The following is a 13,074-nucleotide window of genomic DNA, read 5'->3' as shown; positions in this document are numbered from 1 at the left end:
TCCCGCATGTGTGCAGGTCAGCCGCCGGTCGCACCCTGGAACGCCGACACGGCCTTGTCGAGCTCGGCCAGCGCGTCGCCCTGCTTGGCGAAGTCGCCGTCCTTCTGGGCCGCCTTGAGGTCGGTCAGGGCCTGCTTGATCTGCTGGGCCGCGGCCGCCTGGGCGGGGTTCGCCCCGGACGGCGCCGGGGCCTGACCGTTCTGCTGCGGCGTCGGCTGGGCCGGCTGGCCGCCGGTCACCGGCGCGTTGTTGCCCGCCGCGGCGCCGGCCCCGGCACCGAACACCTGGTCCAGTGCCTTGGACAGGCTGGCGTCGTAGCCGACACGGTCGCCGTAGCTGACCAGGACCCGGGCCAGCTGCGGGTAGGACGCCGACTCCTGCCCGGCCCGCTCGATGTAGACCGGCTCGACGTAGAGCAGCCCACCGGCCACCGGGAGGGTGAGCAGGTTGCCGTAGTCGATCGTGGTCTGGTTCTGCCGCAGGATGTTCAGCTGGGTCGCGACGTCCGGCGAGCTCAGGAACCGGGCCTGGACCTGCTGCGGGCCCTGGGTCTGGGTGTCGTCGGGCAGCTGCAGGACCGTCATCTTCCCGTAGGTCGATGGTTCGGAGCTGACCGAGACGTAGGACGACAGGAACTGCCGCCGCAGGCTGACCAGCGCGCTGGTCAGCTGGAACGACGGGCCGTCCTGACCCGGCAGCCCGGAGTACAGGTAGTACGGCGGCTGCGAGTCCTGCGCGCCGCCGCCACCGCCCTGCACGGTCGGGTCGGAGGGCACGTCCCAGAACGACACCGTCGAGAAGAACTCGCCGGGGTTGTCGACGTGGTACCGGGTCAGCAGCTCGCGCTGGACCTTGAACTGGTCCTCCGGGTACCGCAGGTGCGCCTGCAGGTCCTTGCTGATGTCCGACTTCGGCAGCACCGTGCCCGGGAACGCCTTCTCCCAGGTCTGCAGCACCGGGTCGGACTCGTCGAAGCCGTAGAGCTTCACGGTGCCGTCGTAGGCGTCGACGGTGGCCTTGACCGAGTTCCGCAGGTAGCTGATGTTCTCGTTCGGCAGCTGCTGGTTGCCGGTGCCGAGCCGGGAGTCCGAGGTGGCGTCACCGAGCGGGACCCGTTCGGCGTAGGGGTAGTTCTGCAGCGTGGTGTAGCCGTCGACGATCCACTGCACCCGGCCGTCGACGACGGCGGGGTACGGGTCGTTGTCGAGCTTGAGCCACGGCGCGACGGCCTGCACGCGGTCCCGCGGGTTGCGGACGTACATGATCTTCGACTGGTCGTTGATCGAGCTGTTGAACAGGATGTTCCGCTCGCCGTGGGCCAACGCGAACACCGCGCGGTCGAACAGGTTCCCGATCGGGACGCCGCCGGCTCCGGTGTAGGTGTACTGCGCGTTGTCCGAGTCGTACTCACGCGGTGCGGTGCCCGGCTCGGCGCCGACGATCGAGTACTGGTTGTCGAGCAGCTCGCCGTAGTAGATCCGCGGCTGCTGCACCGGGATCGCACCGCGGGTCTGGGTGTCGCTGACGGTGAACTTCGGCAGGCCGCCCTGGCCGCCGGCGTCCTCGAGCGCGGCGTTGATCTGGTTCGCCGGCGCGGCGACGAAGCCGTTGCCGTGGGTGTAGACGAGGTGCTGGTTGATCCAGTCCTGCTGGTTGCCCGCCAGCGCGTTGGCGTCCATCTCCCGGGCGGCGACGACGTAGTCCTGGGTCCGGCCACCGAGGGTGTAGCGGTCGATGTCGAGGTTCGGCGAGAAGCCGTAGAAGTTCCGGCGCTGCTGGAGCTGGGTGAAGGTCTTGTTGAGCTTGCCCGGGTCGAGCAGCCGGATGTTCGGGATCGTGTCGGTGTCCGCGCGGACCTGCGCGGGCGTGGCCTGCGACTCCCCCGAGTACGGCTTGATGTCGACCTTGTCCGGGGTGATGCCGAACGCGTCACGGGTCGCGGCGATGTTCCGCTCGATCGACGGGGCCTCGCGCTCGTTCGCGTTCGGGGCGACGACGAACTGCTGCAGCACCAGCGGGAACACCGTGCCGACCAGGATCGAGGAGATCACCAGCATGACGACGGCGACCGCCGGGATCTGCAGGTTCTGCCGGAACGCCGCGGCGAAGAACGCCAGCGCGCACAGCACCGCGATGATCAGCAGTATCAACTTGGCGGGCAGCACCGCGTTCAGATCGGTGTAGGTGGCCCCGAAGAAGGTCTGGGAGTTGCGGCCCGACCACAGCAGGTCGTACCGGTCGAACCAGTACGCGACCGCCTTGAGCAGCACGAAGGTCCCGGCCAGGATCGCGAGGTGCGCCCGCGCGGCGGTCGAGACGAAGCCCGAGCGCCCGGACAGCCGGATCCCGCCGAACAGGTAGTGCGTGACCAGCGCCAGCACGAAGCAGATCGTGACGGCGACGAACAGCCAGTTCAGCACCATCCGCAGGAACGGCAGGGTGAAGGCGTAGAAGGAGATGTCGTTGCCGAACTCCGGGTCGACCTTCCCGAACGGCGTGCCGTGCAGGAACATCTGCACCGTCTGCCACTGCGTCGGTGCGGCCAGCCCCGCGATCAGCCCGATGACCACCGGCACGGCGATCGTGAACGTCCGCAGCCGCTGGATGATCACCGTGCGGTAGCGGGCAACCGGGTCCTCCGGGCCGGACACCGGCACGAACACCGGCCGGGCCCGGTAGGCCAGCCACAGCGTGAGCGCGACGAGCCCGCCGACCAGCAGGCCGACGACGCCGAACAGCACGACCTGGGTGAACAGCCGCGACAGCTGGACGCTGCGGAAGCCGACCTCGCCGAACCAGAGCCAGTCGACGTAGAAGTTCAGGAGCCGCGACCCACCCAGGAGGAGCACCACCAGGACGCCCGCCGCGATCAGCAGCATCCGGGTTCGGCGGGTCAGCGACGGCGCTCCCACGGGGGGCCGCATGGACGACACGGGCACACTCCAAGTTCGGGTACGACACCGGAGGTCACACCGGCTGACGGTGCCCGCACGCCGGGGTGTGCGCGCCACCGTCCGGTCAACTCTACGGAGGGCCGGTGAGTTCCCGGTTTCCTCTCGGCGTGTCGGGACCAATCGGACGTCCTTCGCATGCCGCGGTCCCGCGCGGACCGGTGTCGCGGCGGCTCCGTAGTCTGCCCGGGTGGGCGTTCGATCTTCGTCGTGGTGGTCGGCGCTCGTGCTCCTGCTGGCGCTCGTCGCCGTCGGCGCGATCGTGCCCGCGCCGGTCGTCGCGCTGGGCCCCGGCCCGACGTTCGACACGCTCGGCGAGGAGCACGGGGCGCCGGTCGTGTCCGCCGAGGGGCTGCCGACCTACCCGACCACCGGCCACCTCAACATGACCACGGTCGGGGTCAGCGACGGCATCTCCGTGGTGCGGGCGCTGCAGCTCTGGGTCTCGCCGCAGTACCAGCTGGCTCCGCGCTCGTCGTTGTACCCGCCGAGCCTGTCGACCGACCAGGTCACCCAGGAGAACCAGCAGGAGTTCGACGGGTCGATCGCCAACGCCGAGGCCGCCGCGCTCACCTACCTGAAGCTCCCGACCCGGGTGACGGTCGGCGCGCTGACCGAGGGCTCGGCGTCGGTGGGGGTGCTCGCGCCGGGCGACGAGATCCGCGCCGCCGGCGGGAGGCCGGTGACCTCGGTACCGACCCTGCTCGCCGCGATGGGCGCCGCGAAACCCGGTGAGCCGCTGACCCTGACCACGGTGCGCGGCGGTGGCCCGCCCCGGGACGTCACGCTCACCCCGGGCCCGCGCCCCGACGACCCCGCCAAGGCGTTCCTCGGGATCACCCCGGCCACCTCCCCGGCTCCCGGGCAGAAGCTCACGATCACCCTCGGCGACGTCGGCGGGCCCTCGGCCGGGCTGATGTTCAGCCTCGCGCTGGTGGACAAGCTGACGCCCGGCCCGCTGACCGGTGGCCGGTTCGTCGCCGGCACCGGCACCGTCGACGCCGCGGGGAAGGTCGGCCCGATCTCCGGCATCCCGTTCAAGATGGCGAAGGCCCGCCAGGTCGGTGCGCAGCTCTTCCTGGTCCCCGCGGCCAACTGCGCCGAGGCCGCGCAGAACGCACCGGACGGGTTGCAGCTGATCCGCATCGGGTCGCTCGGCGAGGCCGTGTCGGCGCTGGAGACCGTGGACCGTGGCGGGACGCCTGCCGGCTGCTCCTGACCCTCGGCTCCCCGGTCCGGTCCGGCTCCCGGGGCCGGCGCTGTTCGGCCGCGGCGAACAGCACCGATCGTCGGCCGTCGGGCGCGGCGAGGCGACCCCCGCCCCGCGTACGGTGGGGGCATGAGCGACATCCCGTTCGGCTTCGGCCCCGCCGACCGCGACCGCGACCGCGAGGAGGGCGGCGGCGACTCCGACGACGGCCGCACCGAGGGCTCCGGGAAGACCCCGGACAAGAGCTCGGGCTCGGGTTCCGGCGACTCCGGGGACCAGGGGCCCAAGGACCCGTTCGGTTTCGGCTCGCACCCGCAGTCGGGCGACGCCCCCGGCCAGGGCGGACCCGGCGGCATGGGCGGTTTCCCCGGCATGCCCGGCGGGATCCCCGGCATGGGCGGCATGCCCGGCGGCGGCGAGTTCGACATGAGCCAGCTCGGGCAGATGCTGTCCCAGCTCGGCCAGATGCTCTCGCACAGCCAGACCGGCTCCGGCGACGGCGGCCCGGTCAACTACGACCTGGCCGCGCAGCTCGCGACCCAGCAGCTCGCGCAGTCGACGTCGTCGCTCACCGACGCCCAGCGCTCCGCGGTCGTCGAGGCCGTGAAGCTCGCCGAGCTGTGGCTCGACCCGGCCACCGAGTTCCCCGCGACCGGCGGCGAGGTGAAGGCCTGGACGCCCACGGACTGGGTCAAGGCCGGTATGCCGACCTGGAAGCGGCTGTGCGACCCGGTGGCGAAGCGGCTGGCGTCGGCGTGGGTCGAGGGGCTCCCGCAGGAGGTCCGTTCCCAGGCCGGCCCGATGCTCGGCATGCTCTCCCAGATGGGTGGCATGGCGTTCGGCAGCCAGCTCGGCCAGGGGCTCGCCCAGCTCGGCAAGGAGGTGCTGACCTCCACCGACCTCGGTGTCCCGGTCGCGCCGGAGCGCACGACCGCGCTGCTGCCGGAGGCGATCTCCCGGTTCACCGAGGGCCTGGACCGCCCGGCAGGCGAGGTCACGCTCTACCTCGCCGCCCGCGAGGCCGCGCACCAGCGGCTGTTCACCCACGTGCACTGGCTGCGCGAGCGGCTGCTCGGCGCCGTCGAGGACTACGCGCGGGGCATCTCCGTCGACACCTCCCGGATCGAGGAGCTGGCCCGCGGGATCGACCCGTCGAACCCGGAGTCGATCCAGGAGGCCATGTCCTCGGGCATGTTCGAGCCGGAGGACACCCCGGAGCAGAAGGCGGCGCTCGCGCGGCTGGAGACGCTGCTCGCCCTGATCGAGGGCTGGGTCGACGCGGTCGTCGCCGAGGCGCTGTCCGAGCGCCTGCCGGGCGCCGACGCGATGCGCGAGACCATGCGCCGCCGCCGCGCGTCCGGCGGACCGGCCGAGGAGGCGTTCGCGACGATCGTCGGGCTCGAGCTGCGGCCCCGGAAGCTGCGTGCCGCGGCCGAGCTGTGGACGCTGCTGCGGCAGGAGAAGGGGATCGAGGGGCGCGACGCCGTGTGGGCGCACCCGGACCTCATCCCGTCCGCCGACGACCTGGACGACCCGGCCGCGTTCGTCCGCGGCGGCTCCGGCTCGGTGCCGGACGACCCGATCGCGGAGCTGGAGCGGCAGATGGCCGCCGACGCCGAGAAGGACACCGACACGGACAGCGACACGGACAGCGGCTCCGGGGAGTCGAAGCCCGGCACCGGTTCCCACGACAGCACCGAGTCCGAGGGCGGCTCCGAATCCGACTCTGACGGCGACTCCGGCTCCGACTCCGACGGTGACACCGGATCCGGGGGCCCGCAGAAGGCCTGACCGGTCCCCCGTCGCGCCGGCCCGGCCGGTCGCGACGGGCCGGAGCCGCGGTCGGGAGTACCCGGGCGCGGCTCAGCCGGTCGCGGCGGGTGGCTCGGCGTCGGGAAGCTCGGCGTCGGGCAGGATGCCGCCGGGTGGGTCGTCGGTGCCGTCGTCGCCGTCGTCGACACCGCTCAGGTTCAGCGACGCGGCCGCGTTCAGGCCCTCGAGGTAGCCGATCGCCCGCTCGGTGCGCGGGTAGCGGTACACCCAGTTCCAGAAGACGTCGTCGTGCGCGGCGGACAGCAGGTGCGCCAGCTCGTGCACCAGCACGTAGTCGACGACCCAGCCCGGTGCGTCGCGCAACCGCTCGCTGATCCGGATCGTGCCGTCGTCGGGGGTGCAGGACGCCCAGCGGGTGCGCATCGTCGGCACCCAGCGCATCGAGACGGGCTTCGCCCGCCCCTCCAGCCAGCGCTTCGACAGTTCACGGCCGCGGGCGAGCAGGGCCTCGTCGCCGCTGCGTCCGGGTGAGCGGCGGCGGGCCTCACCGGCCTCGATCCGCTTCACCATCTCCGCGACCCAGTCGCGTTCCTGCTCCGCGCTCATCCAGCCCGGGATGAACACGACCACCCGGTCGCCCTCGCGCCGGGCACTGACCATTCGCTTCCGGCGGGCGCTGCGTCGGACCTCCACCGGTGGACTCGCCATGCCGTCCAGGGTACGACCCGGGATCGTCGTTCCGGCCGGTCGGCCGGGGGTTCGTGGTCACGATCGCGAACATCCGCGGCCGTTCGCCCGCGCCCCCACGCGGGGGTCGGCACCCTCGTCCGGTATGAGCGACTCCGTGTCCCCGGTGTGCCGCACCAGGTCCCCGTCCCCGTCGTGGTTGCCGGAGCGGCTCGGGCTCGCGCCGGGGCTGGTCGTGCTCGTCCGCGGGCCCGGAGCGCGCCAGCTCGGCAGCGGCGCGGAGACCGCGCGTGTCGTGGAGAACCTCTCCCCCGCCGCCGTCGCCGTGCTCGACCTGCTGGAGGCCGGGCCCCGGCCGGTCTCCGAGCTGCTGGCCCGGGCGGCCGTCCCGTCGGACGCGCAGGCGCTGACCGCTCTGCTCACCACCCTGCTCGACGACGGCCTGCTCACCGACCCCGACCGGGACGCCCGTCTGCAGCGGGTGCGGGCGTCGTCGGTGGTGGTCGTGCGTGGGGAGGGACCGCCGGCCGTCGCCGTGGTGCTGGGGCTGGCCGCGTCGGGGGTCGGGCACGTGCACCCGCGGGTGTCCGGCACGGCCGGCACCGCCGACGTCGTCGCCGGACTCGGTCCGCAGGCCGTCGGCCGGGCCCGCGACGCCGCGCTGCGGGAGGTCCTGGCCGTCGTGGCGCCCCGTGTCCGCACCGGCCCGCCGACGGGTGCGGCACCCGATCTGGTCGTCCCGGTGGGCACCGTCGAGGTCCCCGGCACCGACCACCTCCCGGTGACGCTGCGCGACGGGAGCGGCGTCGTCGGGCCGCTGGTACTGCCCGGCCGCAGCCCGTGCCTGCGGTGCGTCGACCTGGCCCGCACCACGCTCGACCCACTCTGGCCGCTGGTCTCCGCACAGCTCGCCGCAGACACCGGAACCGCTGTGCCGCACGTGGTCTCCGGCACCGCAGCACTCGTCGTCGGGCAGGTGCTGGCCACGCTGGACGGCCCGGTCACCGGGGTTCCGCCCGCCGTGCTCGGCGCGTCGCTGGAGCTGTCGCCTGCCGGTACCGACGTCACGCTGCGGCGCTGGTCGGCGCACCCGGCCTGCGGGTGCGGTGCGGACCGGGCCCGCACGGCGCCGACGTACCGCGACACGATCACGCCGTGCGCCGAACCCGTCACGGGGTGGACAATCGAGGGGTGAGCGACATACCCCGACGGACCGCCTCGCGCACCGCCAAGCTCGCCGGCCTCCCGCTCGGCGTCGCCGGCAGGGCCGCGGCCGGCTTCGGGCGCCGCCTCACCGGGGCCGACCGGGACGAGATCGCCGCGCAGCTGGCCGCCAAGAGCGCCGAGCAGCTGTTCGCCGTCCTCGGCGAGCTCAAGGGTGGCGCGATGAAGTTCGGCCAGGCACTGAGCGTGTTCGAGGCGGCCGTCCCCGACGAGTACGCCGAGCCCTACCGGGAGGCGCTGACCAAGCTGCAGGCCGCGGCGCCGCCGATGCCGATGGCCGACGTCGACTACATGCTGACCCAGCAGTTCGGCCGCTCCTGGAAGCGCCGGTTCGTCGAGTTCGACGAGACCCCGGCGGCGTCGGCGAGCATCGGTCAGGTGCACCGCGCGGTCTGGCACACCGGCCGCGAGGTCGCGGTCAAGGTCCAGTACCCGGGTGCGGAGGCGGCGCTGCGCTCGGACCTGCGCCAGCTCGGCCGGATGAGCCGGATCCTGCAGCCGCTGGTCCCCGGCACCGAGGTCCGGCCCCTGGTCCAGGAGCTCCGCGACCGGATGGAGGAGGAGCTCGACTACCGCGACGAGGCCACCTACCAGCGCGAGTTCGCGTCGTTCTACGAGAACGACCCGGAGATCCGCATCCCACGGGTCGTCGCGTCGGCGCCGAAGGCCGTGGTGACCGAGTGGGTGGACGGCAGGCCGCTGGCGTCGATCATCCGGGAGGGCACCCGCGCCGAGCGCGACCACGCAGGCACCCTGCTGTCCCGGTTCCACTACTCCGCACCGGACCGGGCGCACCTGCTGCACGCCGACCCGCACCCGGGCAACTTCCAGATCACCGACGACGGCCGGCTGCTCGTGCTCGACTTCGGTGCCGTCGCGCGGATGCCCGAGGGCATGCCGTCCGAGCTGGTGATGATGACCAAGTACTCGCTGGAGCGCCGGGCCGGGGACCTGATGAACCTGATGCGTTCGGCGGGCTTCGTCCGGGACGGCATGCGGGTCACCCCGGAGCGGGTCATGGACTACCTGGCGCCGTTCACCGAGCCGCTGGAGACCGAGGAGTTCCACTTCGACCGGCCCTGGCTGCAGGCGCAGGCCGAGCGGGTCGGGGACCTGCGGCACCCGGACGCGGCGATCGGCCGGTCGCTGAACCTGCCGCCGCGGTTCCTGCTGGTGCACCGGGTGACGATGGGGACCGTCGGGATCCTGTGCCAGCTCGACACGCACGTGCGGCTGCGCGAGATCGTCGCGCAGTGGCAGCCGGAGATGTTCGAGCCGGACGCACCGACCGGCTGAGCCCGCGACCGTCCCGCCGGACTCCGGCACCGCGCTGAACTGCGGTGATGCGTACAGGTGAGCAGAGCAGAGCGCACCTGCGGCGCCCGGGCCGGCACCCGCGGGAACACCACCGCCCCGCCCGGGAGTTCCGGACGGGGCGGCGGTCTCGTGTGGCGGAGCTGCTCAGGCCGCGCGGGTGCGGGCCCGTTCGGCGCGGGCCGCGGCCCACGACGCGAGCCGGGTCCAGCCCCGGCCCGCGGTCAGCTGCCGGGCCAGCCGGTGTTCGGCCGCCCGTTGCCTCGCTTCGTGCTGATGGGATCTCGCCAGCGCTTCCTGGATGAGAGACATCGCGTTCTCCTGCGTGGGGTGGGTGGCGGTGTGCTCCCCGCCGGTCGGGCGGAGCGGGCGCGGGGACGGCATCGCCGTCACGAAGATCGAGTCGTTCATCGTGGGTCTCCTGGGGTGGTCTCGGGTGGCCGGTGGCCGGAACGGGAGTGCTGCGGGTGCCGGTTACTGGCCCGCGGCCAGGGCGAGGGCCCGGTCGCGCTCCAGGTCGGCCTTGCGCGGACGTCCCCTCGGGCGCTTGCGCGGGATGACCCGGCCGCGCTCGAAGATCTCGCCGCCCCACACGCCCCACGGCTCGCCGCGGGACAGGGCACCGGCCAGGCAGTCGTCCCGGACCGGGCAGCTCGCGCAGAGCGCTTTCGCCTGCTCCAGCTGCGCCGGGGACTCGGCGAACCAGAGGTCCGCGTCGCCGTCGTGGCAGGGCAGCGCGACACCGGCGTCGTGCACCGTGGCCGCCTGCAGCAATCCGGACAGAACGTCCTCGGGGCCGGACGAGCCGCCCCCGCCCTCGTGGAACACTCCGCCGTCACACGGAGCTGATCGCACGTACACGATCGAACCTCCTCGATCGAACCTGTTGTCGGACAAAAAAATCGGGGCCGTGGAACCCGTGATGCGTGGGTTCCGCGGCCCCGATTGGGACTGGATGCGAGCTCCGAGGTCAGGTACTCCCTCGTCGCCCGGGAACGGACGCATCTCTGCACTTGTGATCGGCCATCGGGGACACGAGTCCCCCGATACGGGGCGCCGGGACAGCGGCCTGCATCGGCACCCCGGCCAGGAACGCGTGCGCGATCCCGTGCTCGACGGTGGTGGCAGCGGTCGCCGGGATCCCCGGGCGCGCAGGGACGACGCACGCGTCGGTGCCGGTCCACAGCCGCTCGTAGCGAGTCGTGCTGTCCATCGGGCACCTCCTTCGTCGTCCCACTCGGCGGTCTCCCGCCGGGCGCATGATCATCGGAATCGGCAGAGTGCGCGTCACGCGCGCGGCTCTCGTTCCGTCGGTGCCGAGAACACTAGAAGCGCCGCGCACACGGCGGCAACCGAATTAACGAAGAATCGCCGGAAGTTCACCGACGGCGTGCGCGAAGCATGATCAGCTCGGTCGATCAGCTCTCGGACAGCAGCGTGAGGATCTCGTCGCCGTAGCGGTCCAGCTTGGCCGCGCCGATGCCCGGGATCCCGACCAGCGCCGAGGGGTCCGACGGCCGCTGCTCGGCGATCGCGGTCAGCGTCGCGTCGGTGAGCACCACGAACGCCGGGACGTCCTGGGACTTCGCCTCCCCCGCGCGCCACTGCTTGAGCCGGTCCAGCAGCTCGAGGTCGACGTCGGAGGGGCAGTCGTCGCAGCGCAGGAGCTTGGTCGCGGCGCTGCCGAACAGCGGGGTCCCGCAGACCCGGCAGCGCGGCCGGGCCGCACCGGGGCGCCGCTCCCCCGCGACCCGCGACGCCGGGTGCGAGTCGGGGATCAGGCCGTGGAGGAAGCGGGAACGGCGCCGCTTGGAGCCGCGCCCGTTCGCCCGGGCCAGCGCCCAGGACAGCGACAGCACCCGTCGCGCGCGGGTGATGCCGACGTAGAGCAGCCTGCGCTCCTCCTCGATGGCCTGCTCGTCGTCGCCGGCGTAGCCGATCGGCAGGGTGCCCTCGGCGAGCCCGACGAGGAAGACCGCGTCCCACTCCAGGCCCTTCGCCGCGTGCAGCGACGCCAGCGTCACCCCCTGCACGACGGGCGCCTGCGCGGAGTCGGCGCGCGTCTCCAGCTCCGCGCACAGCCGGCCCAGGTCCGCCTGCGGCTCCAGCGCGGCCAGCTCCTCGGCGACGCCGACGAGCGCGAGCAGCGACTCCCACTGCGCCCGCAGCGTCGCCCCGCGGGGCGGCTCGTCGGACAGCCCGGCGCGGGCGGTGAGCACGGCCCGGGTGACCTCGACGAGGTCGGTGCCGGGCCGCTGCTCGGGGGCGGCGGCGCGCAGCGCGACCATCGCGCGGCGCACCTCGGGGCGGGAGAAGAACTTGTCGCCGCCGCGCACCTGGTGGGGGACGCCTGCGTCGGACAGGGCCTGCTCGTAGGCCTCGGACTGGGCGTTGATCCGGAACAGCACCGCGATCTCGCACGGCTCGGTGCCGTCGTTGATCAGGGTGAGGATCCGGCCTGCGACGGCGGCGGCCTCGGCCGTCTCGTCGTCGTGCTCGGAGAAGTCCGGGTCCGGGCCGGGCGGGAGCTGCCCGATCAGCTGCAGCCGGGACCCGGCGGGGCGGTTGCGGGCGGCGCCGATCAGCGTGTTCGCGCAGGTCACGATCTGCGGGGTGGAGCGGTAGTCGCGCTGCAGCCGCACGACCGCGGCGCCGGGGAACCGGCGCGGGAAGTCCAGCAGGAACCGCGGCGACGCCCCGGCGAAGGTGTAGATCGTCTGGTTGGCGTCGCCGACGACGGTGAGGTCGTCGCGCTCGCCCAGCCACGCGTCGAGCAGGCGCTGCTGCAGCGGGGTGACGTCCTGGTACTCGTCGACGACGAAGCAGCGGTACCGGGACCGGAACTCCTCGGCGACCCCGGCGTGCTCCTCCAGCGACACCGCGGTGTGCAGCAGCAGGTCGTCGAAGTCGAGGACCTGCGCGGTGTTCTTGAGCTCCTCGTAGCCGGCGTAGACGGCGGCGACCTGCTCGGCGGGGCCGGGGGTATCGCGTCTGCGGCGGGCGGCCTCGGCGGCGTAGTCGACCGGGGCGACCAGCGTCGACTTCGCCCACTCGATCTCCGCGGCCAGGTCGCGCAGCGCGTCGGTGTCGGTGCCTGCCTTGGCGCGGGCGGCGGCCTGGCCGACCAGGCGCAGCTTCTGGTCGAGCAGCGGCCACGGCTGCCCGCCGATCACCTGCGGCCAGAAGTAGCGCAGCTGGCGCAGCGCGGCGGCGTGGAACGTGCGGGCCTGCACCCCGGGCGCGTCGAGCGCGCGCAGCCGGGTGCGCAGCTCCCCCGCCGCCCGCGCGGTGAAGGTGACGGCGAGGACCTGACCGGCCGCGACGTGGCCCTGCCCGACGAGGTGGGCGATCCGGCGGGTGATCGTGCGGGTCTTGCCGGTGCCGGCCCCGGCGAGCACGCAGACCGGCCCGCGCGGCGCGGTCACCGCGGCGCGCTGCTCCGGGTCCAGCCCGTCACCGTCCGGGCTGCCCGGCACCGCCCCGCGGGTCGCGCGGGCAGGGCGGGCGGCGGAGGTACGGGACGGCACCACCCCATCCTGACACCCGCCCCCGACAGCTCACGGGCACCCGGCACCTCCGGCGGGCCGGGAAGATTCCGGCGGGGTGCGGTGTTGTGCCCGGTATGGCTGACCTGACCCTGTACACGACCGGCTGGTGCGGCTTCTGCCGCCGGCTGAAGCTCCAGCTCGACGACGCGGGCATCGGCTACCGCGAGATCGACATCGAGCGCGAGCCGGACGCGGTCGCGTTCGTGGAGAAGGCCAACGGCGGCAACCGCACGGTGCCGACCGTCGTCTTCCCGGACGAGTCGGTCGCGACCAACCCGAGCTTCTCCGAGGTCAAGCAGCGCATCGGCGCCTGACCTCCCACGGTCTCCCACCACGGAGCGCGGCGGCCCCGGCGGCTTATACCGCC

The 13,074-nt window shown here is 73.3% G+C and carries 11 protein-coding genes; 5 read left to right on the top strand and 6 right to left on the bottom strand.

The features are described from left to right. Window positions 1-17: 17 nt before the first annotated feature. Window positions 18-2,924: a UPF0182 family membrane protein gene (locus tag ACLE50_RS20745; protein WP_410945279.1), complete on the bottom strand. Its 2,907-nt coding sequence runs from the start codon at window positions 2,922-2,924 to the stop codon at window positions 18-20. 217 nt (window positions 2,925-3,141) lie between these two features. Between ACLE50_RS20745 and ACLE50_RS20740 the strand changes: the two genes are divergently transcribed. Continuing rightward, complete coding sequence (locus tag ACLE50_RS20740; protein ID WP_410945278.1) at window positions 3,142-4,170, top strand: YlbL family protein; 1,029 nt, start codon at window positions 3,142-3,144, stop codon at window positions 4,168-4,170. A gap of 120 nt (window positions 4,171-4,290) precedes the next feature. Next, on the top strand, window positions 4,291-5,952 hold the full coding sequence (locus tag ACLE50_RS20735; RefSeq protein WP_410945277.1) for a zinc-dependent metalloprotease: 1,662 nt from the start codon (window positions 4,291-4,293) through the stop codon (window positions 5,950-5,952). 72 nt (window positions 5,953-6,024) lie between these two features. Here ACLE50_RS20735 and ACLE50_RS20730 read toward each other — a convergent pair whose 3' ends face one another. Next, window positions 6,025-6,642, bottom strand: coding sequence for a M48 family metallopeptidase (locus ACLE50_RS20730; RefSeq protein ID WP_410945276.1), 618 nt, complete (start codon window positions 6,640-6,642; stop codon window positions 6,025-6,027). 124 nt (window positions 6,643-6,766) lie between these two features. Between ACLE50_RS20730 and ACLE50_RS20725 the strand changes: the two genes are divergently transcribed. Beyond that, window positions 6,767-7,816, top strand: a complete 1,050-nt coding sequence (locus ACLE50_RS20725) for a hypothetical protein (protein ID WP_410945275.1) — start codon at window positions 6,767-6,769, stop codon at window positions 7,814-7,816. Beyond that, window positions 7,813-9,141 carry an ABC1 kinase family protein gene (locus tag ACLE50_RS20720; protein WP_410945274.1) on the top strand — a complete coding sequence of 443 codons (1,329 nt, stop codon included), beginning with the start codon at window positions 7,813-7,815 and terminating at the stop codon, window positions 9,139-9,141. Before ACLE50_RS20725 ends, ACLE50_RS20720 begins: the two co-directional genes overlap by 4 nt. Before the next feature lie 165 nt (window positions 9,142-9,306). On the opposite strand, the gene ACLE50_RS20715 is transcribed toward ACLE50_RS20720, so the two are convergent. The 4 genes from ACLE50_RS20715 to ACLE50_RS20700 all read right to left on the bottom strand — a co-directional run bounded on the left by ACLE50_RS20715 (window position 9,307) and on the right by ACLE50_RS20700 (window position 12,635). Continuing rightward, window positions 9,307-9,570: a hypothetical protein gene (locus ACLE50_RS20715; protein WP_410945273.1), complete on the bottom strand. Its 264-nt coding sequence runs from the start codon at window positions 9,568-9,570 to the stop codon at window positions 9,307-9,309. A 63-nt stretch (window positions 9,571-9,633) separates the two neighbouring features. After that, window positions 9,634-9,942, bottom strand: a complete 309-nt coding sequence (locus tag ACLE50_RS20710; RefSeq protein ID WP_410945357.1) for a WhiB family transcriptional regulator — start codon at window positions 9,940-9,942, stop codon at window positions 9,634-9,636. A 187-nt stretch (window positions 9,943-10,129) separates the two neighbouring features. After that, entirely contained in the window at window positions 10,130-10,372 is a 243-nt protein-coding gene (locus ACLE50_RS20705; RefSeq protein WP_410945272.1) for a hypothetical protein, read from the bottom strand. A 205-nt stretch (window positions 10,373-10,577) separates the two neighbouring features. After that, a complete protein-coding gene (locus tag ACLE50_RS20700; protein WP_410945356.1) occupies window positions 10,578-12,635 on the bottom strand; it encodes an ATP-dependent DNA helicase UvrD2 in 2,058 nt (685 codons plus the stop codon). 146 nt (window positions 12,636-12,781) lie between these two features. On the opposite strand from ACLE50_RS20700, the gene ACLE50_RS20695 reads away from it, so the two are divergent. Beyond that, on the top strand, window positions 12,782-13,021 hold the full coding sequence (locus ACLE50_RS20695) for a glutaredoxin domain-containing protein (RefSeq protein WP_410945271.1): 240 nt from the start codon (window positions 12,782-12,784) through the stop codon (window positions 13,019-13,021). The last annotated feature ends 53 nt before the right edge of the window (window positions 13,022-13,074 follow it).

It is taken from the genome of Pseudonocardia phyllosphaerae (assembly GCF_046546475.1).
Taxonomy (GTDB): Bacteria; Actinomycetota; Actinomycetes; order Mycobacteriales; family Pseudonocardiaceae; genus Pseudonocardia; species Pseudonocardia phyllosphaerae.
The sequence above is the reverse complement of the archived record's forward strand: the minus strand, read 5'-3'. Positions and strand labels throughout refer to the sequence as shown.

What these genes read in the sequence shown, in the direction of transcription:
- ACLE50_RS20745 (WP_410945279.1), bottom strand. Translation starts at nt 2,924, where the DNA reads ATGCGGCCCCCCGTGGGAGCGCCGTCGCTGACCCGCCGAACCCGGATG.
- ACLE50_RS20735 (WP_410945277.1), top strand. Translation starts at nt 4,291, where the DNA reads ATGAGCGACATCCCGTTCGGCTTCGGCCCCGCCGACCGCGACCGCGAC.
- ACLE50_RS20730 (WP_410945276.1), bottom strand. Translation starts at nt 6,642, where the DNA reads ATGGCGAGTCCACCGGTGGAGGTCCGACGCAGCGCCCGCCGGAAGCGA.
- ACLE50_RS20725 (WP_410945275.1), top strand. Translation starts at nt 6,767, where the DNA reads ATGAGCGACTCCGTGTCCCCGGTGTGCCGCACCAGGTCCCCGTCCCCG.
- ACLE50_RS20715 (WP_410945273.1), bottom strand. Translation starts at nt 9,570, where the DNA reads ATGAACGACTCGATCTTCGTGACGGCGATGCCGTCCCCGCGCCCGCTC.
- ACLE50_RS20705 (WP_410945272.1), bottom strand. Translation starts at nt 10,372, where the DNA reads ATGGACAGCACGACTCGCTACGAGCGGCTGTGGACCGGCACCGACGCG.
- ACLE50_RS20695 (WP_410945271.1), top strand. Translation starts at nt 12,782, where the DNA reads ATGGCTGACCTGACCCTGTACACGACCGGCTGGTGCGGCTTCTGCCGC.